This window comes from Glutamicibacter nicotianae, assembly GCF_006539525.1.
GTDB classification, from domain to species: Bacteria; Actinomycetota; Actinomycetes; order Actinomycetales; family Micrococcaceae; genus Glutamicibacter; species Glutamicibacter nicotianae.
The window spans coordinates 1-20,916 of the sequence record NZ_BJNE01000027.1 but is presented as its reverse complement, the minus strand read 5'-3'; the positions used below and the strand labels follow the sequence as shown (position 1 = coordinate 20,916).

14 protein-coding genes are annotated in these 20,916 nt (G+C 62.7%); 8 read left to right on the top strand and 6 right to left on the bottom strand.

The features are described from left to right. Window positions 1–17: 17 nt before the first annotated feature. The gene (locus ANI01nite_RS16195; protein ID WP_141359268.1) at window positions 18–6,218 is read right to left on the bottom strand and encodes an Ig-like domain-containing protein; all 6,201 of its coding nucleotides are present in this window, start codon (window positions 6,216–6,218) and stop codon (window positions 18–20) included. Window positions 6,219–6,570: 352 nt separating this feature from the next. On the opposite strand from ANI01nite_RS16195, the gene ANI01nite_RS16190 reads away from it, so the two are divergent. Continuing rightward, window positions 6,571–8,238, top strand: a complete 1,668-nt coding sequence (locus ANI01nite_RS16190; protein WP_141359266.1) for a DUF885 domain-containing protein — start codon at window positions 6,571–6,573, stop codon at window positions 8,236–8,238. A 54-nt stretch (window positions 8,239–8,292) separates the two neighbouring features. Here the strand turns inward: ANI01nite_RS16190 and ANI01nite_RS16185 are convergent, their stop codons facing one another. Next, a complete protein-coding gene (locus ANI01nite_RS16185) occupies window positions 8,293–8,682 on the bottom strand; it encodes a VOC family protein (protein WP_141359264.1) in 390 nt (129 codons plus the stop codon). Window positions 8,683–8,895: 213 nt separating this feature from the next. On the opposite strand from ANI01nite_RS16185, the gene ANI01nite_RS16180 reads away from it, so the two are divergent. The 5 genes from ANI01nite_RS16180 (at window position 8,896) to ANI01nite_RS16160 (ending at window position 15,918) form a co-directional block, all read left to right on the top strand. Next, window positions 8,896–9,375, top strand: coding sequence for a DUF2975 domain-containing protein (locus tag ANI01nite_RS16180; protein WP_141359262.1), 480 nt, complete (start codon window positions 8,896–8,898; stop codon window positions 9,373–9,375). 235 nt (window positions 9,376–9,610) lie between these two features. Continuing rightward, window positions 9,611–10,987: a dicarboxylate/amino acid:cation symporter gene (locus tag ANI01nite_RS16175; RefSeq protein ID WP_141359261.1), complete on the top strand. Its 1,377-nt coding sequence runs from the start codon at window positions 9,611–9,613 to the stop codon at window positions 10,985–10,987. Between the two features lie 113 nt (window positions 10,988–11,100). Further along, a complete protein-coding gene (locus ANI01nite_RS16170) occupies window positions 11,101–11,772 on the top strand; it encodes a TetR family transcriptional regulator (RefSeq protein WP_038989831.1) in 672 nt (223 codons plus the stop codon). 4 nt (window positions 11,773–11,776) lie between these two features. Further along, the gene (locus ANI01nite_RS16165; RefSeq protein ID WP_141359259.1) at window positions 11,777–15,280 is read left to right on the top strand and encodes an MMPL family transporter; all 3,504 of its coding nucleotides are present in this window, start codon (window positions 11,777–11,779) and stop codon (window positions 15,278–15,280) included. Continuing rightward, window positions 15,277–15,918, top strand: coding sequence for a Maf family protein (locus tag ANI01nite_RS16160; RefSeq protein WP_141359257.1), 642 nt, complete (start codon window positions 15,277–15,279; stop codon window positions 15,916–15,918). Before ANI01nite_RS16165 ends, ANI01nite_RS16160 begins: the two co-directional genes overlap by 4 nt. On the opposite strand, the gene ANI01nite_RS16155 is transcribed toward ANI01nite_RS16160, so the two are convergent. Beyond that, window positions 15,893–16,177 (bottom strand): hypothetical protein, encoded by a 285-nt coding sequence (locus ANI01nite_RS16155; RefSeq protein ID WP_141359255.1) that lies wholly within the window; start codon window positions 16,175–16,177, stop codon window positions 15,893–15,895. The genes ANI01nite_RS16160 and ANI01nite_RS16155 overlap by 26 nt on opposite strands. Window positions 16,178–16,202: 25 nt before the next feature. Between ANI01nite_RS16155 and ANI01nite_RS16150 the strand changes: the two genes are divergently transcribed. Continuing rightward, window positions 16,203–16,721 carry a CGNR zinc finger domain-containing protein gene (locus ANI01nite_RS16150; RefSeq protein ID WP_141359253.1) on the top strand — a complete coding sequence of 173 codons (519 nt, stop codon included), beginning with the start codon at window positions 16,203–16,205 and terminating at the stop codon, window positions 16,719–16,721. A 188-nt stretch (window positions 16,722–16,909) separates the two neighbouring features. On the opposite strand, the gene ANI01nite_RS16145 is transcribed toward ANI01nite_RS16150, so the two are convergent. Then, window positions 16,910–17,332, bottom strand: coding sequence for a hypothetical protein (locus ANI01nite_RS16145; RefSeq protein WP_141359251.1), 423 nt, complete (start codon window positions 17,330–17,332; stop codon window positions 16,910–16,912). Window positions 17,333–17,632: 300 nt separating this feature from the next. On the opposite strand from ANI01nite_RS16145, the gene ANI01nite_RS16140 reads away from it, so the two are divergent. After that, on the top strand, window positions 17,633–19,417 hold the full coding sequence (locus tag ANI01nite_RS16140) for an acetyl/propionyl/methylcrotonyl-CoA carboxylase subunit alpha (RefSeq protein ID WP_141359249.1): 1,785 nt from the start codon (window positions 17,633–17,635) through the stop codon (window positions 19,415–19,417). A 75-nt stretch (window positions 19,418–19,492) separates the two neighbouring features. On the opposite strand, the gene ANI01nite_RS16135 is transcribed toward ANI01nite_RS16140, so the two are convergent. Then, complete coding sequence (locus ANI01nite_RS16135) at window positions 19,493–19,948, bottom strand: DUF6176 family protein (protein WP_255314578.1); 456 nt, start codon at window positions 19,946–19,948, stop codon at window positions 19,493–19,495. Window positions 19,949–20,018: 70 nt separating this feature from the next. After that, complete coding sequence (locus ANI01nite_RS16130) at window positions 20,019–20,759, bottom strand: SDR family oxidoreductase (RefSeq protein WP_066139670.1); 741 nt, start codon at window positions 20,757–20,759, stop codon at window positions 20,019–20,021. Between the last annotated feature and the right edge of the window lie 157 nt (window positions 20,760–20,916).

Here is a 20,916-nt window from a genome sequence, read left to right as displayed (position 1 = left end):
CCCGGTCGATGCCGCGCTTATCTGAAATTAACGTGGTCGGATTCGGTGCCGTCGATGCGTGCGAAGTACGGCTGGGAGTATCCCGGCTCGATCACGCATGGCAGGTCCTTCGAGGCGCGGCCATTGCCGTTGACGTTGAAGGTCACGTAGTTATCCGAGAACATCCCCCCGGAGTGGTAGCACTGGGCCAGGTAGGTGTGGGTTCCCGGGGCGAAGTTGTAGAGTTCCACGTGGTACTTGTAGCAGTTCGGCGGGCAGGTGGAGTTCGCGTAGCCGTTGTACTTCGGTCCCTCGGTCAGCTTCACCGAACGGGCCGGCTTCGGGTTGGTCTTCTCCGTCTTGGACCAGGATCTGGATTGGCCTTCGGTATCCGTTGCCACGATCTTGATGGTGCGGCTGGTGGAGTAGCCCAGGCCGGTGACCTTCTGCGAGCCGTCGTTCTTGGTGCTGTTGCCACCGATCTTCACTGTCTGGGTGACCTTGCGTCCGTTGGATTCTCCGGCGGCGGTATTCCAGCTGAAGGAGATCCAGTCGTTGCCGTGCGACGCGGAAATCTTCGCGTTGTCGCGCAGCGGACCGTAGGCGCTGGTCTTGTTGCTGGCCGGGCTGGCGGTGCCGGCGCCGGCGGCGTTCAAGGCGCGCACGCGCCAGGTGTGCGCGGTGCCGTTGGAACCGGTGTCGATCACCGAGCCCGGTCCGCCGAAGGAGTTCCATCCTCCGCCGTCAGTGGAGTACTGGTATCCGGTGATCTTCGATCCGTTCGCGGCAGGGGCCTGGAAGTCCAGCCGCACCTTGCGGTTGGCTCCGGTGGCCTTGGCGCTCACGCTGGACACTGCCTTGGGCCGTCCGTACGGGGTCACCGCCACCGACTTGGAGCTCTGTTCCGAGCTGCCCTTGCGGTTGGTGGCGGCAATGGTGAAGGTGTAGGAACCGGAGGTGCTCAGGCCGGTGACCGACTGGCTGGTCTGGTTGGCGGGAATCGAGCCGATGGTCTTCTCCAGGGTGCCGGACTTGAAGACGCGCAGGGTGTAGCCGGTGATCGGCGCGCCGTTGGTGCCCGGGGCGTTCCATGCCACGTTGACCACGCCGCCATCCACCGCGGAGTCCTTGCGGGCCGCGGTAGGCGCCGCTGGCTTGAATGGCTTGCCTGCCGGGGTGACCGCTGCCGAGTAGGCGCTGAAGGCCGATGGCTTGGAGGCCTTGTTCACCGCGCGCACGCGCACCTGGTAGTCGGTGCCGTTCTTCAGGCCCTTCCAGGTGTAGGAGGTGCCGGTGATGCCGGTGACCTGGGTGACGCCGTTGGCCGGTGCCGGGGAAATCTCCAGGGTGTAGCTCTGGATGGCCGAACCCCGGCTGACCGGGGCGGTCCACTTGAAGGCGGCCTGCTGGTCGCCGTCGGTGCCGGTGGGGGCGGCCGGCTGCTCGGGTTCCACGTCCGGACGGGCGTCGGCCGATTGCGCCGAGGCCGGGGATTCGCCGATCTCGTTGGTGGCGGTGACGGTGAAGTTGTACACGGTGTCGTTGGCCAGCGGGGTGATCGTGCAGGTGGTGGTGGCGCACTTCTGGGTGTGCCCGCCGCCGCGCACGGTGTAGCCGGTGATGTCCGAGCCGTTATTTGCCGGCGGGTCCCACTGCAGCACGACCTTCTGGTCGCCGGTGGACTGGACGCGAGGCAGTCCCGGGGCTTCCGGGGCGCCCTTGACGTTCAGCGTCACGGTGCCGATGACGTTGCGTGCCACGTCTTCGGTGACATCGCCAATGGTGTATTCCACCCGCATGGTGCCCACGAAGTCGTCGTTCGGGGTAATTGCCACCTGGTCACCGCGCTTTTCCACCGTCCCGGTGTCTTCCAGGGCGCGGGCGTTGATCAGGCGCAGCGGACCTTCATCCGCGTACGGGTTGTGGTCATTGGCCAGCACATCGACCACTTCGGTCTTGCCCTGGGCGGCATCGGGGACGTTGTCGGCCACGGCTACCGGCAGCTCGCGCACCGAGCCGGTGACGGTAATGGCCATGGCGGCCGGGACCGGCGGGTTGACGCCGTCGCTGACCGTGACGGTCACGCTGCCGGTGGTGCCCTTCGGGGTCGACGCTTCGGCGCTGACCTTCAGGTTGTGTCCCTCGACCAGTTCGGCCGTCACGCCCTGGATGTCCACCGAGGCAATGGCGAACTTCAGGTTCGGGACGTCCTCTTCATTGGCATCGCCGGCGGCCATGCGCAGGTCCAGGAAGGCAGGCTCCTCGCCCTGGCCCACGGCCAGGGAATTGGCCTGCAGGGTCGGAGCGAAGTTCTCCTCGTCGGGCTGCTCCTCTTCTTCTTCCTCTTCCTCAGGCTCGTCCTCTTCCGGCTGGCCTTCCTCGTTCTGGTTCTGGCGTTCCTCGGAATCGTTCTGGCGCGGTGCCGGGGTGACGTTGATCGGCAGGGTCAGCTTGGACTTCAGCCCCTTTTCATCGTCGGGGCCGGTGCCGTCGGTGACTTCGAAGCTGACGGTCGCCGAGCCGTCGAAGTCAACCGGGGCGCGGAAGGACAGCTCGGTGGCGGACTTGACCAGTTCGCCGTCGTTCTGCGGCATCGAGGTCACCGATTCCTCGGTGGTCAGGCGCGGGGTGCGGCCATCGCGCACGAGGACCAAGTCTTCCAAATTCAGCGGCAGGACTTCTCCCGCCTGGACCTGCAGGTTCAGCCCGCTGCGCAGGATCGGCCGGGCTCCGGCGGTGCCCGGCACGTGGACGAAAGCAGTTGAGGTCAGTTCGTCCGGGTCGGTCAGCGTGTAGGCGATGATCTGCGCCTCTTCGGTGGCGGTGACCACCAGTCCGTCCTCGGTCACCTGGGCGGTGGACGGGTTGTCCGGCAAGCTGATTTCCAGTTCGCTGGAGCTGCCGTCCGGGTCCTCGTCGTTGCGCAGGATATCGACGGTCACCTGCTCATCGGCAATGACTTCTTCCAGCGACACACGGTCGTCGCGGGCAATCGGGGCGAGCAGCTGCGCCTCGGGATCGGACTTGACGCTCAGCGTGCCCGCCGCGGTGCCGCCGCGGCCATCGGAAATCATGTAGCGGATCGACACGTTGCCGTCTTCCGGAGGCGAGGTGAGGGTGACGCGGCCGTCAACGACTTCCACTTCAGTGCTGGATTCGGTGGAGACCTCGCTCATCAAGGCGATCGGGTCGCCGTCCGGGTCGGTGTCGTTGTCCATCACGTCCACGGCGACCGGGCGGTCCGGGCGCACGGTCAGGAAATCGTTGACCGCTACCGGGGAATTATTGGATTCGGCCAGCGGCGCCACGCCGATCTTGATCGTGCCGGTGGCGCGGGCGCCCAGGCGGTCTTCCACCACGTAGCTGAATTCGTCGGTGCCCGAGGCATCGGGGTTGGCGGTGTAGTCGATGGAGGCCCCGCGGATTTTCGCGGTGCCCATGCGCGGCGAATCGCCGAATTGCACGAGCGACACCGAGTCGCCATCGGGGTCGATGGCGTCAATCGGGACCAGCACGTTGGTGCTGGATCCGGCGAACACGCGCCCGGTGACCGGTTCAGGGTTCGGCGGGCTGTTCTTCTCCAGGTCGTTGGCTTCCGCTTCGGGCAGCACGTTGAAGGTGACGCTGGCGCTGGTTTCCTGGCCGTCGGGTCCGGCCACGGTGTAGACCGCGGACACCTGCTTGGCCTTGCCGCCGAAGTCGCCGGCACGGAAGCGGATCGTCTCATCGGCGACCGAGATCAAGGATCCCTCGCCCAGGTCATCGGCTTCTTCCAGGTCCGGGCGCAGGATCAGCTCTCCGCCGTTGGGGTGGATGTCGTTTTCCAGGACCTTGACGGTGGCCACGTCGTTTTCGCGGACAGTGACGGTGTCGGGGTTGGCCTGCGGCGGATCCATACGCGGCGGGGCCGGAATCGGGATCACCCGGATGGAGCCGGTCGCTTCGCGGGAGCCGTTGGAGACGGTGTAGCTGATGGTGGTGGGGTCGGTGAGGCCGCGCACGTCGGTGATGCGCACGAACGTATTGCGTTCCACCGAGGTGGAGAATGGCTTGTCGCTGGCGGTCTGCACGCCGGTGACCACCAGCACGCCGCCGGCCGGGTCGGTGTCGTTGCCCAGCACGTTGACCAGCACATCCTGCCCGGCAGGCAGCAGGGCTACATCGCGGACAGCGATCGGGTCCTCGGCCTTTTCCTCCGGCTTCTTGATGTCGATGCGGGCCAGGCCGGGGGCGCTGGCCGGGCCGTTGGTGGCCATGTATTCGACGTAGTAGGTACCGGCCCGTTCGGCGCGGACGGTCACGGTTCCGGTCTGCGCATTGGTCTTCAGTTCCAGTCCGGGCACATCGTCCACGCCGGCCAGGCGCAGTCCTTCTCCGGTGGGGTCCGTGTCATTCTCCAGCGGGGTGAAGCTGGCGGATTCATTGATGGTGGCCACCACGTGGTCGGTGGCGGTCACCGGCTTGACCACGGAGTCGGCCAGGACCTCGATCAGCACCCGGCCCTTGGTGCCTTCCTGGCCGTCGGAGACCTGGATGGCCAATTCCTTCTGGCCCAGCTTCTTTCCATCGTCCTGGAAGGTCAGGGTGCCATCGGGCTGGACCCGGATCACGTCATCGCCCTCGGAGGTGCCGCCGAGCAGGCGCAGGTCATCGCCTTCCGCGTCGGTCCAGTCGGTGAGCACGTTGTGGCTGACCGATTCGCCCTGCTGCACGCGCAGCACGGTGGTGCGCTGCTGTTCCGGGGCCTTGTTGGTGTCTTCATCGACCACGTTCAGCTTGACCCGAGCGGTGTCCTGTCCCCCGCGGCCGTCCTTGGTGGTGTAGGCGAAGCTCGCCCCGCCCTTGGCGTCCTCGGGAACCACAATCTGGAATCCGGTGCCGTCATGGACCGGCTGCACGGCTCCGATCGAAGGCGCAGCGCCCTCCAGGTTGGCAGTCAGCAAGTCGCCGTCCGGGTCCACGTCGTTATAGAGCACCGGGAGCAAGGTAGTGCGGCCGGGGCGCACCGAATAGGTGTCGTCTTCGGCAATCGGCTTCTTGTTTTCTTCGGTGCGGTTGGGCAGCTCGATGGCGTCGGTGATTTCCTTGGTTTCTTCTTCCTTGGCCTCGCCCTCGCCGGCAGGCGGTTCCAGATCGCTCCAGTTGCTGACGATTTCCATGCCTTCATTGGCCAGCCAGACCTGTCCCGAATGCACATCGTTCAACACGACCACGTCGCGGTTGACGCGGAATGCCAGTTCAGCGCCCTCGGTCATTTCCGGGATTCTGGTGCTCTGGTTATCGGCCGGGTTGTCGCAGAAGCGAAGGTATTCGCCGCTGGTCTGCCAGGCCGCGTAGGTGCAGCTTCCCACGCGTACCGGCTGGATCGGGGTGCCGGCGGTTTCCAGCTGCTCGTAGTTGGTGTCCTTGCCGGACAAGCTCACCGTGGCCAGCGACTGGTCCAGCGCGACGGCAATGGTCCCGGCTTCCGGACCCGGGGACTGGATTTTGGCGTTGGCCGGGTTCTCCAGGATCGCGGAACCGCCTTCGGAGGTGACCAGCTGGCCGCTGGCATCATCGAAGACCACGCCGACCTTGCCCACGGCCGAGAGCTGCGGCTTCTTCATTTCGGCCAGTTCGGGAATTTCGATTTCCTCGCCGAGCTCGGCTGTTCCCTCGTCGTCCAGGGTGAAGCTGGACAGGGTTCCGGCGCCAATGTCTGCGGCCCAGATGGTGTCATCGGCGCCAACCACGGCGGCGACTTCGCCCTTGGATTCGATCAGCGGTTCGGCGCCTTCGCCTTTGAATTCCGCGATCTGCTCGAGATTGCTGGCATGGACGGTACCGTGTTCTGCGTCGGTAACTGCAACAACTGAGGCGCCGAAAGAGAAGGACGAGTTGGCAGGCAGGTTGTTGTCGCCGGCGAATTGCACCATCGCGGGATCGATGGTGGTCAATGATGCCTGTTCAATGTTGCGCACCAGCACGCTTTCCTCATGCTGGACCAGGTCGTAGTTGGCCAGAGGGGTGGCGACGCCGCCGTCAATGGTGCGCGACTGGTAGTTGACATGCCCGATTTTGCCTTCGGACTGATTCACCACCCAGACGCCGCCGTCGTTCAGTTCCACGTCAGCGGTTTCGAAGCCCGGATAGATAATGGCACCGGTTACGGCAAGCGCCGCCACCACTGGAATAGCAGTCACCTTGAAGCCGGTGCTTTTGAGCAGTCCGGTCCATCCGGTCGAAGCGGCTTTTGCCATCTAGAGGTCAGTCCTTGTTTTGCTGGTACGAGTGCGCGCTGGAATCCGGCCTTATTCCCAAAATCAGATTCGGCGCCCTCCAATTCTAACGAACTGACAAAACCATCGCCATGGAGAGTTCTCCCCATGCATGCTGACTAGGCGGTTCGGCAACGCAACACAATCCGGAAGGCCGTTCATGGCTTACCGCGGATCACTGCTTTCCAAGGTGTTGCACACACATCCATCGCTGGCAACACTAGCGATGCAGCCCTCACCCTTTGAATGCCAGCTTGGGCGAGGGATAAATAATAGAGAATGAACCCGCGGAAAAGTCTTCAACAAATCTTTCATATCAACTACTGTTAGCTACATGACATCCCCCGCACCGCACCGCGATCCCTCGGCCATCGACCAGATCGCCGAAGATTTCTTCGCCAAATCCCTTGAACTGACCCCGGAGTGGGGAGTTTCCCTTGGCATGCCGGGTTACGAAACCGCCTACGGCGATTATTCCCCTGCCGGCACGACCCAGATGATCAGCTTGCTGCGCGAGACCTTGGGCGCATTGGCCAACGCCACCCCGGTCGACGCCATTGACGAGGTCTCCCTCGATGCGATGACCGAGCGGTTGAGCCTGGAATTGGAAATCCTGTTCACCGGGCGCACCGAACTGAACAATATTGCCAGCGCGGCCCAGGAAATCCGCTCGATCATCGATTTGATGCCGCAGGATACCTCCGCGGATTATGCCTTCATCGCCCAGCGGATGTCGAACATCCCTGCCGCGATTGACGGCTACATTGCGTCCCTGCGAGATTCCGCCTCGAACGGCTTGGTCGCCGCACGGCGACAGGTCTCCATTGTGATCACGCAAACCACCGACTACGCCAAGGACGGCGGCTTCTTCGACCAGCTGGCCGTCTCCGGCACCACGGTGGATGCCGCATTGCAGGAACAGCTTCAAGCCGGTGCAGACGCCGCAAAGACGGCCTACCGCAAGCTCACCACCTACCTGCAAGATGAACTCCTGCCGCAGGCACCAGCCGAAGACGCGGTGGGCCGGGAGTACTATTCGCTGATGTCCCGCCGCTTCCTGGGCGCAACAGTGGACCTGGAAGAGACCTATGCCTGGGGAGTTGGCGAGCTCGATGCCATCATCGCCGAGCAGCAGCGCGTCGCCGAGCAGATCAAGCCGGGCGCCACGATTGAGGAAGCCAAGAGGATCCTCAACGAGGATCCGGCACGAAAGCTGAAAGGCACCGACGCCTTGCGCGATTGGATGCAGGGCAAGGCGGATCAGGCCATGGCCGATTTGTCGGGCACGCATTTCGAGATCCCGGCACCCATGGACCGCATCGAGTGCATGATTGCGCCCACCCAGGATGGCGGCGTGTACTACACCGGGCCGTCGGAAGACTTCAGCCGTCCGGGCCGGATGTGGTGGTCGGTTCCGCCGGGAGAAGATGAATTCACCACGTGGGCCGAACTGACCACCGTGTACCACGAAGGCGTGCCGGGCCATCACCTGCAGATTGGCACCGCGCAGATGCAGGCAGCTACGCTGAACAGCTGGCGCCGATTGATGTGCTGGGTTTCCGGCCACGGCGAAGGCTGGGCACTGTATTCCGAGCGTCTCATGCACCAGCTGGGCTACCTCGACGACCCAGGCGACTACATGGGCATGCTTGACGCGCAGCGCCTGCGTGCAGCTCGCGTGGTCTTCGACATCGGTGTCCATTTGGGCTTGGAAGTCCCCGCGCAGTGGGGCTCCGGCACCTGGAATGCCGAAAACGGCTACGAGTTCCTCCAGAAGAATCTGGACATGTCCAAGGGGCAGCTGGACTTCGAGTACAACCGCTACCTCGGTTGGCCGGGCCAGGCCCCGTCCTACAAGATCGGCCAGCGACTCTGGGAGCAGATCCGGGATGATCTCGCAGCGGCCCAGGGCGAGAACTTCTCGCTCAAGGATTTCCACACCGCGGCATTGCAGCTCGGTTCAGTGGGCCTGGATACCCTGAAGCGCGCACTGGTCAAGTAGCTTCCAGCAATGCGAATTGGCGGCCCTGCAATACTGCAGGGCCGCCAATTCGCATTACGCCTTGTAGCTGGAAATCTGGATCAGATTGCCGCAGGTGTCATCAAAGGTCGCCACCATCACGGGACCTGCGTCCATTGGCTCCTGGGTGAACTCCACCCCCAATGAACCCAAGCGCTCGAATTCCGCCTGGACATCATCAACGGCAAAAGACGTTGCCGGGATGCCATCGGCTTTCAGCGCCGCGCGGTATGGCCCGACAGCTGGATGCGCCGCCGGCTCGAGGAGGACTTCAGGACCATCTTCCTGGTCGGCAGCGACGAGGGACAGCCAGCTGTACTCCCCGACGGGAATGTCGTGCTTCACCTTGAAGCCCAGCACCTCGGTATAGAACGCCTTGGCTTTCGCCTGGTCATCGACGAAGACACTCGTAATGTATACGCGCATTAGTTTCCTTCTTTCCGCTCCGGAATGGACCACGGCAATAAATTTGCACCGCTTTGCTGGCTCCTACCTTTCCACAAGACACCGACAGGTCAAGGCTGGCAGGCCCTGCGTGCGAGATCACCGCCCCGAATCACGGAGTCCAGTAGCGTGAAATCGAGATACACTCGACAGATCCTATTGATAATCGATAGATTATGATTGATAATCAATCGTATGACGAATTCTGCCATTGCTCTGCTTCGGGCTTCGCTGATCGCTATCTTCCTCGGCGCACTCTTGGCCCAGACGCTGATTTTGCCGCTGTTTATCGCAGAGTCCGTCAGCATCCATCCCGAAGTTGCCTATCTGGCCACCCCATACCGATGGGTGGTGACGGCGGGAATCATATGCCTGCAGGTTGCCCTGGCCTGCATCTGGATACTGCTGTCAAAGGTTCAACGCCAGAGAATCTTCGAGAATAGTTCATTGCGCTGGGTCACCACCATCATCTGCGCATCCGCGATCGCCACCTTCTTGGTCCTGGGATTGGGATTTCACTTGCTGGCGATCGTCGGCGCCGGCGGTCCCGGCGTATTCTTGATGGTCGCTGGCACCGTGGCGTTCGGCAGCGCCGCCACCTGGCTGCTGGTTGTGATGCGCAATCTGCTCGCGTCGGCAATAGGACTGGAAGCCGAGATGCGTGCAGTGATCTGACTTTCCATTGCACAGTCAAGGCAAATAGTCCAGAAACAATGAACGACACGCAGAAATTCCCAAATGGCGAACTTTGTTTCGGCGCCCAAGGAACCCTTCATTTCTCGCGTAGTTTCACCGGATTTGTGACCCCCGGCACCGCTTTGGAGTGCAATGAAGCACAAACAACGAAATATCGTCATGTTCAGTAACATTGACTGCTGCCCAAGCAGATGAGCACCCTAATCTTGAACGCATGTCTACTAACGCACCTGCATCTAAGCTTCCCCGCTGGATGACCAGTTTCGGACCGCAGATCATTGCGGCACTGATTGTCGGTCTCCTTTTGGGCCTCGTGGCCAAGTACACCGGCAGCACCGCCGAAGAGCCCAACGGCCTGGGTGAAGCCCTGTCGATCATTGGATCCAGCTACGTAGCCCTGCTGCGCACCGCGGTAATCCCGCTGATCTTCTTTGCAGTTGTCGCCTCGATTGCCAACCTCGCCAAGGTCACCAATGCAGCACGGCTCGCATGGCAGACCCTGCTGTGGTTCGCCATCACCGCTCTGGTCTCCGTCGTCATCGGCATGGTCCTCGGCACCGTTTTCCGCCCCGGAGCGAATACCGGCCAGGACATGCCGGATGACTACACCGGCAAGACCGGCGACTGGCTGGGCTTCCTCACCGGATTGGTCCCAGCCAATTTCCTGGGCCTGGGCGCCAGCACCAAGCTTGCCGATGATGCCACCGCCACCACCTCGATCAGCTTCAATGTCCTGCAGATCCTGGTGATTGCCATTGCTGTGGGCATCGCCGCACTCAAGGTCGGAAAGGCAGCAGAACCCTTCCTGGCGTTCTCCACTTCTATCTTGGCGATCATCCAGAAGGTCCTCTGGTGGATCATCCGCATTGCACCGATCGGCACGGTTGGCCTGATCGGCAACGCTGTCGCCACCTACGGCTGGGACACCATCGGTGCGCTGGGCAAATTCACCGTAGCGATCTATGTCGGCTTGGCACTGGTGCTGTTCGCGCTGTACCCGGTCCTGGTCCGTGCTCATGGCCTGTCCATCAAGCAGTACTTCTCGGGCGTTTGGCCCGCCGTGCAGCTGGCCTTCGTCTCGCGCTCGTCGATTGGCACGCTGCCATTGACCCAACGCGTCACCGAACGCAACCTCGGCGTGCCTTCGGGCTACGCTTCCTTCGCAGTCCCATTGGGCGCCACCACCAAGATGGACGGCTGCGCTGCCATCTACCCGGCGATCGCCGCCATTTTCGTTGCCCAGTTCTTCGGCGTCGAGCTCTCGCTCACCGATTACTTCCTGATTGCCCTGGTATCCGTCCTGGGCTCGGCGGCAACCGCAGGCACCACCGGCGCCATCGTGATGCTGACGCTGACCCTGTCCACCCTGGGCCTTCCGCTGGCAGGCGTCGGCTTGCTGATGGCCGTTGACCCGATCATCGATATGGGCCGCACCGCGGTGAACGTCGCCGGCCAGGCGCTGGTTCCAACCATTGTCGCCAAGCGCGAGGGCATCTTGGACATCGACATGTACAACGCTCCACGCAATGGCAATCCTTTTGCCGACGAAAGCATCTCGGCTCCAGATGCTGAGGCAGCCGCGGCCAAGTAGGCATTGCTGGTGATGATCGGCGCACGGGCATTTTCGCCCGTGCGCCGATTTCTTGTTTAGGGTCACACCCACTCCTTTTGCACAGAGTGCAACTTTGCACGTAGTGTAATCATGTGACTTCTCCAAGTACCGGCACCCGCCGCGAACTGAACAAGCAGGCGACGAAACAAGCCATCGTCGAAGCCGTCGCGGATCTGCTCCGCCACGGCTCTGGCACCGCGCTCACTGCGACCCAGATCGCCGAGGCGGCAGGAATCTCCCGGCGAACGCTCTTCAACTACTTCCCCTCGGTGGATGCGGTCTATTCCTATCCGCTGCATCAGGTTCTGGGAACCATGGTGGATTCCATCAGCGACCTGACTGATTCCATGCCATTGGTGGAAGCGATCATCGAAGCGCTCAAGTCCGATGATGTCGCGCGGCTGCTCGGACAGGTGGCTCACTTCGGTGCGTTCTTGCGGACCGAAGGTGCCAACTGCGGCTTCCCCGCCATGATGAATGAATGGCAGACAGCCGCCACTGAAGTCATCGAGAAGGTGGCCCGACGCTATCCGCACGCCAATACCTTCACCGTCAGGGTCTTCACCCATGCGCTGCTCGGCGCAGGCCAAGCCGCCTTCGACGAGTGGATCGAACGTCTGCCCGCCACCGAAACTGTCGGCATGGACATCTCCCCCGAACTCATTTCCGTCTTCCATTCCTTGATTACCCAGGCCATGGAAACCCTTGACGAGGGTTTCAAGGCCTTGCCGCTTTCCAGCACTAGCACCATGAAGGACATCTAAGCTCATGGCTTCCCTCCTCTACCGCCTCGCGCGATGGGCACACCTGCACCGCTACCGCGTCATTTCGATGTGGCTGGCAGCCTTCATCTTCATTGGGCTGAGCGCCAGCTTGTTCATGGGCCAGCTGTCCAATACCTTTACCCTTCCGGGAACCGAAACCCAGCGCACCCTGGACCGGATGAAGGAAGAACTTCCGGATCTCGCCGGCGGTTCCGGCTCCATCGTGTTCCGCGAAAGCACGGACCGGCCGCTGAATGAAACCCAGAAGCAGGCCATCGCCGAGTCCTTGGACCAGTTGGGCATGCATTCCCAGGTCATCGAGGCCATGAGCCCCTTCGAATTGCAGGAACAGCTCGACAAGGCGCAGCCTGAGCTGGACAAGGCGCAGCAGGAACTGGTTGACGGCCAGAAAAAGCTGGACGATGCCAAGGAGCAAATTGCCGATGGCAAGGTGCAGCTCAAGGATGGCCGTGAGGAGCTCACCGAAGGCTGGGCCCAGTACTTCGACGGGCAGAAGGAAATCCAGGATGCTGAACCGCAGATCGCCGCAGCCGAAAAGCAGCTGGCCGATAGCCGCGCACAGCTGGAAGCCGGGCAGCGTGAGCTGAACTCCGGCCGCGAGCAGCTGGAGGCTGGCGAAGCGAAGTACGAGGCCGGATTGGCCCAATACAAGGATGGCAAGGCCGAATACGACGCGGGCCGGGAACAGTTCGAGGCTGGCGAGAAGAAGCTCGAAGCCGCCGATGCCAAACTGGCCGCGGGCGAAAAGGAATACCAGGCTGGCATGGACCAGCTGCTCGGCGACTCCTCCCGCAAGGAATTCGAGGCAGACCTGTCCGACGGCAAGAAGGAAGCCGCCGCGGGCCTGAAGGCTGCCGAGGACGGACTGGCCGAGGCACAGGCAGGCCTGGCCGAAGCTGAAGCGGCGATCAAGGACCTGACGGCCAAGATTGCCGGCGTGCAGCAGCAGCTCGATGCCGCTGAAGAAGCCGGCGATGAACAGAAGATCGCCGAATACACTGCTACCCTCAACGCTCTGAAGGAAGGCCTGGCCAAGGCCGAGGCCGGCAAGACCGCAGCCAAATCCGGCATCGCCGAAGCTACCGCCGGCAAGAAGCAGGCCACCGCCGCGCTGGAGCAGATCGCCAAGGCAGAGGCAGGCCTGAAGCAGCTTGATGCCGCGCGCAAGGAACTCGACGCCGGCCAGGCCCAGGCCAAGGCCGGACATAAGGAACTGGAAGCCAACCGCGGCCAGCTTGATGCCGCCAAAACCCAGCTGGATGCAGCCAAAGCGCAGCTGGATGCAGCCAAGAAGGAAATCGCAACCAACAAGGCGAAGCTGAACCAGGGCCAGGCCGAGCTCGATGAAGGCCGCGCCAAGCTGGAAGCCGGGCAGCGTGAATTCGATGCCAAGAAGGCCCAGTTCCTTGAAGGCAAGGCTGAACTGGCAGCAGCCAAGAAGCAGCTTGAAGACGGCGAAAAGACCATCAAGGAAAAGACCGCCGAGCTCGAGCAGGGCGAAAAGGATGTCGAGCAGGGCCTGAAGGACCTGGAGTCCGGCCGTGCTGAGCTGGAATTCGCTTCCCGACAGGTGGGCGCGAGCTCCGGCATGCGTTTCGTTTCCGAGGACGGAAGCACCGCAGTTTCGCAGGTAAGCTTCACGGTCCAGACCGATGCCCTGACTCCCGATGACCGCGAGCAGATCAAGGCCATCGCTGCAGGGCCGCAGGCCAATGGTGTTCAGGTGCTGTTCTCCAAGGAGATCATGCAGGACATGTCCCAGGTCTTCGGCGCTTCGGAAATCGTTGGCGTGGTGATCGCCGCCATCGTCCTGCTGGCCATGCTCGGCACCTTGGTTGCCGCCGGCTTGCCGCTGCTGCTGGCGATCCTCGGCGTGGGCGCCGGCGTGGGCACCACCATGGCGTTCTCCTCGCTGATCGACATGGCCTCGATTACCCCTGCCTTGGCGCTCATGCTGGGCCTGGCGGTGGGCATCGACTACGCGCTGTTCATCATCCACCGCCACCGCTCGCAGCTGCTGTCCGGCATGGAGGTCGGAGAATCGATTGCACGCGCAGTGGGAACCAGCGGCAACGCGGTGGTCTTCGCCGGCCTGACCGTGATCATTGCGCTGGCAGCACTGGCTGTCCCGGGACTTCCGTTCCTGACCGTCCTGGGCCTGTCGGCCGCGTTCACCGTATTGTGCTCGGTGCTGCTGAACATCACCCTGCTGCCGGCGCTGCTGTCCCTGGCTGGCAACAAGCTGGTATCCAAGCGGGCCCGCGAGAAGGCCGCCGCAGATGCCGAGAATCCGAAGGTCAAGGAATCAGTCTCCACCCGCTGGGTGCGCATGGTCACGAAGATCGCGGTCCCAGTGGCCTTGCTGGTGGTAGTCGTCCTGGGTGCCATCGCCCTGCCGGCCACGCAGATGCGTACCGCATTGCCCGATGGCAGTGCTGAACCTGCTGATTCGCAGGCCTTCCAGGCCTACGAGCAGACCAGCGACAAGTTCGGCTCGGGCTACAACGGCCCGCTGCTGGTCCTGGCTGACCTGCCGGCCGGGCTGAGCGAGCGCGAAGCCGAGGAGAAGAGCCTCGACGTGGCTGACCTGCTGCGCGAATACGACGGTGTCGTGGCCGCCATCCCGGTCACCATGACCGACGACCGCAGCCTGGCCGCCATCCAGGTGATCCCTACCGATGGCCCGTCCTCGGAAGCCACCGAGGCGCTGGTGCACGAGCTGCGCGCAGACTACTCGAAGTTCTCCGAAGCCACCGGCGCCGATATTGCATTGACCGGCCAGGTTGCCGCACAGATTGACGTCTCCGAGAAGGTCACCTCCGCGCTGGTCCCATACCTGAGCATCGTGGTTGGCCTGTCGCTGATCCTGCTGCTGCTGGTCTTCCGCTCGGTAGTGGTCCCACTGCTGGCTACCGGCGGCTTCCTGCTTTCGCTCGCGGCCGCCTTCGGCGCCAGCGTCATGGTGTACCAGTTCGGCTGGTTCTCCGCGCTGTTCGATGTCAATGTTCCAGGTCCGCTGCTGTCCTTCCTGCCGATCCTGCTCACCGGCATCCTGTTCGGACTGGCCATGGACTACCAGGTCTTCCTGGTCTCGGCGATGCGCGAACGCTACGCCCACGGCGAGCCTGCCAAGGAAGCCGTCCGTTCCGGCTTCTCGATGGCAGCACCGGTGGTCACCGCCGCCGCGCTGATCATGATTTCGGTCTTCGCCGGCTTCGTGTTCTCGCACCTGGCAATGATCCGGCCGCTCGGTTTCGCGCTGGCCTTCGGTGTGCTCTTCGATGCGTTCATCATCCGCATGACCCTGATTCCTGCAGTCATGCACCTGCTGGGCGACAAGGCCTGGTACCTGCCCAAGTGGCTGGACAAGATCTTGCCCGACGTTGATGTGGAAGGATCGAAGCTCAACGAAATGCTGGAATCCGAGGACAACGCTTCCCAAGACGGCTCCAGCCAGGACCAGACCAAGGAGAACGCGGCAGTATGAGCGAACAGCTGAATCCCGAACCCCGGCTGCTCTTGGCTTCGGCTTCCTGGGGACGCAAGAAAGTTCTGTCCGATGCCGGCATCATGTTCACCACCCAGGTATCCGAGGTGGATGAAGACGCAGTGCTTGCCGCCGCGGTGGACCGCGATGGCGATCAGTCGCCAGCGCAGACCGCCTTGCTGCTGGCCCGTGCCAAGGCTGAGAATGTGGCGCAGGCCGGGCAGCCGGATGGCACCGTGGTGCTGGGTTGCGATTCGGTCTTCGAGCTTGATGGCGTGGCCTACGGAAAGCCGCACACCGCGCAGGTGGCCCGCGAACGGTGGCAGCAGCTGAGCGGTGCCACCGGCATCCTGCACTCGGGCCATTGGCTGATCGATACCGCCGATCCAGTCCAGGCCCGCGGCCAGGTCTCGTCGACCGTGGTGCATTTCTCCACCGTGAGCGATGCCGAGATCGAGGCCTACGTAGCCAGCGGGGAACCACTGCCCTGTGCCGGAGCCTTCACCATTGATGGGCTGGCCGCGGCCTTCATCGAGTCCATCGAAGGCAACTTCCAGAACGTTGTCGGTTTGGATGTCTTCGTGCTGCGCGGCCTGCTGGCGCAGGCCGGGATCAGCCTCGTGGATCTCTGGAAATAGCCCGGCTCTTGCCGGATGGTGGTGCCTTCCGCTGCATGGCGGAAGGCACCTTTTTTCCTGCCTGCAGTTCCTTGCTCAGCAGCATCTGCTCCTCGGCGAAGCCGCGCTGGCGCATGATGCGGCGCCGGCATCGGCGGCATTGGAGGTATTCAACAATTCCAGTGGACGTCGGATGGCTGGACTCGGTCTGCCAGCTGTGCTCGTGGAGATCAGCTTCTTTCCGGGAACCAGCGGCGTGGCTGTGCTGTGCAGTAGTCATGGCTCCAGCATGATGTAATACTCTTATGCAACTCAACCCTTACGGAGAATATGCGGTGTTGCTCGCCGCATCACTGGCCAACGACTGGCCTTCGGAGCGCGATGGCATCGAGCAACGCGCCCGCGAGCACGGCATGACCATGCCCTTTCCGCGACTTGGCTCGGACTACGTCCAAATGCGCGCGGTGGTGGATGACTGGCTGGACATCGTTGACGCACCGTCGGATGCCGAACGGGCACGGCTGCTCAATGCGCAGACCGCTCGCGCTTCAGCCTATCCGCGCCTGGTTGACCATGATGACGAGGGATGGCACCTGCACTATCGCGATGACGGCCAGAGCATGCCCCAGGTGCTGCGCTCCGTTTTTTCCGTTGGCACGGCATTGCATCTGACCACCCGGGGCATGCACCGGCTGCGGCGCTGCGAAGCGGAACCGTGCACCAACGTGGTTGTGGACGTGACGCGCAACGGGCGCCAGCGCTACTGCTCTGTGCGCTGCGCCAATCGCGCGGCAGTCAGGCGCCACCGTGAGCGGCAGGCGTAGCTGCCGAGCCCGCTCCACGCTGAATCCAAAGCGCATTGGCTTGGCTGGATGCCCCGTGGGTTTGCCAAGGCATGAAGTCCCGTCCACAGTTGCCTGTCCCGGGCGCGGCACCGGCATGGGCGGGCCCCTCGGAGCGCAAGGCAGATTGGATTGATCGGCCTTTCAGGAATTCCATGACAGCCACCCAGCTAGAACACGAGAACGTTCTCGTGGATCCTGGTCCACCCCGCATCTTCCCAGTGCGAGATGTCAGTTCCGGCCCGGACCAGCATCATCGCTGTTTCGGGAGTATTCACCTCAACAATGGCATCCGCACCCCCTGCTCCGCCGCATCCGCCAGCGGCGGAGTCTTCTCCATCGACGAACTTGAAGAGGCAGGCAGTCTGCTTATCGGCAGAAGCGACGGCGAAGTAGTCAGCACCGCCATTTGCCACCAGGAAACGCACGGACTGCGAATCAAGGTTTTCCAGCTGGCTCTTATCGCCTGGCCACTGGTCAGCTTCGCCAGGTTCTCGGTCCAGCGCCGGAATTCCGGTCCCGCTGGAACAGGCTGCCAGTGCCAGCGTTCCAGCAGCGAGCAGCGCGCACAGCGCCTTTCTCCGGTTTCCCACGGCGGCCTCCTTGTTTTTCATAGTATCGACAGCCTAGTTCGACCGGCACAGGACGGATAGGGCAGATGCCAGCACCTCCGACATGCAAGCGGAAAGCGGCGTTCCCTCCATGGCCCGGCGGGTGGTAGCGGCCGCAGGCCATATCGGGCGGGTGCAACGAAGCCATAGAGCGAGGCAGCTTTGTAGGATTCCTCTAAAAATTTCACCCTAACACCCTCGTTTTAGGCGATAACTACATATAGTTCCCACAAAAACGATAGGCTCTAAGCTGAGAAACCCTATTTTTAAAAGACAAGGTTCATGATGAATCCATTGACGAAGGTGCTTATCGCCAACCGTGGCGAGATTGCAGTGCGTATTATCCGTGCCGCCCGCGACGAGGGAATCGAGTCTGTTGCGGTCTATGCCGACTCGGATCGCGATGCGATGCATGTGCGCCTGGCTGATGAGGCCTACGCACTGGGCGGCACCACCGCCGCTGAATCGTACCTTCGCATTGAGAAGATCCTGGACGCCGCCGAACGCTCCGGCGCCGACGCGATCCACCCTGGCTACGGCTTCCTCTCGGAGAACGCGGAGTTCGCCCAAGCCGTGATCGACGCAGGCTTGACCTGGATCGGTCCTTCGCCGGAATCCATCGACAAGCTCGGCGACAAGGTCAAGGCCCGCCACATCGCTGAAAAGGTGGGCGCTCCGCTGGTGCCCGGCACCAAGGACCCGGTGGCCTCGGCGGACGAGGTGTATGCCTTCGCCGACGAGCACGGACTTCCATTGGCGATCAAGGCCGCTTACGGCGGTGGCGGACGCGGCATCAAGGTTGTCCGCAACCGCGAAGAAATCGGCGAGATGTACGATTCGGCAGTCCGTGAAGCCGTCGCGGCTTTCGGCCGCGGCGAATGCTTCATCGAACGCTTCCTGGATGCACCGCGCCACGTGGAGACCCAGTGCCTGGCCGATACCCATGGCAATGTGGTTGTCGTTTCCACCCGCGACTGCTCGCTGCAGCGCCGAAACCAGAAGCTGGTAGAGGAAGCCCCGGCCCCGTTCCTGAGCGAAGAGCAGACCGCCCGGTTGTACGAAGCGTCCAAGGCCATCTTGCGCGAGGCAAACTACACCGGCGCCGGCACCTGCGAATTCCTCGTGGGCCAGGACGGCGTGATCTCGTTCCTCGAGGTCAACACCCGCCTGCAGGTCGAGCACACGGTCTCTGAGGAGATCGCCGGCATGGACCTGGTGCACGAGCAGTTCCGCATCGCCCGCGGCGAGGAACTGGGCTACGGCGACCCCGAACTGCGCGGCCACTCCTTCGAATTCCGCATCAACGGCGAGGATGCCGGCCGCAACTTCATGCCGACCCCAGGCACCATCACCAAGATGAACCTGCCCACCGGCCCCGGCGTCCGCGTGGATTCAGGCATCGAGCAGGGCGAGACCGTCTCGGGGAACTTCGACTCGATGATCGCCAAGCTGATCGTGACCGGCCCGACCCGTGCAATCGCCGCCGCCCGTTCACGCCGCGCCTTGGAGGAATTCCAGATCGAGGGCATGGCCACCGTGCTGCCATTCCACCGCGCAGTCATGAGCGATCCGTCATTCGTTCCGGAAGAGGGATCCTTCAAGGTCCACACCCGCTGGATCGAAACCGAATTCGATACCGTCATCGAGCCTCACCCTATGCCCATGGGCGGCGAGGAGGCAACCGAGGAAGAACGCACCTGCGTGACGGTCGAGGTTGGCGGAAAGCGCTTGGAAGTCACCCTTCCCTCGTCGCTGGGCTCCGTATCCTCGAACGGTGCCGAGAAGGCCGCAGGCAAGAAGAAGCGCAAGCCCGGCCGCAAGGCAGCCGGTGCCGCTGGCGCGAACAGCGCAGAGCTGCGTTCGCCAATGCAGGGCACCATCGTGAAGGTTGCCGTCGAGAATGGCGACACCGTTTCCCAGGGTGATCTGATTGTCGTGCTGGAAGCGATGAAGATGGAGCAGCCGATTACCGCCCACCGTGATGGCGTGGTCAGCGGCCTGGACATCGCTCCGGGCGAGACCCTGTCATCGGGCGCCGTCATCGCGTCGATCGACGAAGCCAAGTAGGACCCGCCATGAACACCTGAGGGCCTGGACAGAATTGTCCAGGCCCTCAGGTGTTCTTCTTTCAGCCCGCTGCTTCTATCCTGGCGCCTGCCCATGCTCTGCCCAGTGCACCATGGATGCCCTGAGATGATCGGGCATGAGCAGGAACTTCGGTTCAAGTTCTTCCCACCCCGGCATTTTCGCCTGGCGGCTAGCCGCTTCGTGGGTCGCATCGATATCTTGTTCGGTATCGAGCCCGCTTCCGTTCTCGCCCACCAAGCTCAGGTGGTAGATCCACACCGAACCATCGGCTTCCACATGCTTGAAGGTTGCTTCCAGCGCGGCCCGCTGCGCGGATAAGGATGCTTCGCATTCGTCGTAGCGATTATTGAGCGTTTCCATCCAGGCACCAAAGTTCTCGTCTTGCCCATCCTTGATCCTTGAACGGCTCAGCTCCAGCCGCATGCCCTGCGGCACTGAAGATGGCATCGTGAAGCCGGGAAAGTCCCGAGGCGTGGGGACATAAGGAACATAAGGCTCTTTGTCGTCCATGATGTGATGCTTGCAGAATCCGCCAGTTTTGTCACGGCCACGCAGAGGTGGGAATTCGGGCAGACCCAGGCTACTGCCGAGCGAGCCAGGCTTCGAATGTTTCGTGGCCTAGCCTGGCGGAACTGCCGGGCAGCAGTCGCCCATCGCGCATTGCCTTGCCCATGGGACCGGGAACAGGCACTTCAACAATCTTTGGCGACTTGCCGCGGGATTTCAGGTACTTGGCAATCAAGTCGGGAGCGTATTCCTCTTGCGGTCCCGCAAGGTCTAGCACCACACCCTGTGCGGGTCCCCCGGCAAGGGCAACGAGCGCGGCGGCCACCTCGCTGCCTGCGATGGGCTGCATCCGCATTTTCGGCGCCATCTGCACCGGCCCCGCGCCCAGCCGGCCGACATTCTGGCCAATGAATTCGTGGAACTGTGTAGTGCGCAGCAGGGTGTAACCGCCGGGAAGCATTTGCAGCATCCGCTCTTGCGCCGCTTTGCCGGCGTAGTAGCCAGAATCCACCGTGGCTGCGCCAATGATTGAAAGCGCCACGTGGTTCTGCACCCCGGACTCGCGTCCTACGCTGACGAGGTTGGCCGTCGATTGGGTGAAATACCGCATGGAGGCCGCCGCACTCGCGGTGCTGGCTCCGGAAACATCGATGACCGTTTGGCAGTCAACCAGCCACTGCTCGACCGCGCTGCGGTTCGTCAGGTCGCATCCCGCAGACCGTGCGAGCACCACTGGTTCGTGGCCTGCATTCTTGAGCTGTTCCACCACCAGCGTGCCGATGGCACCGGTGCCTCCCGCAACTGCGATACGCATGAGCGCTCCCCTTCGGTATTGAACATGTCGTGTCCCATGCTTCCATGCCGTGCATGAAGTTGTAAGGGCGGGGCACTCATTCATCTCGCCTTCACCCATGCTCGGCGGCAATGGGAAACGGCCCGGCGAATCATCATTGCCAGATGATTCGCCGAGC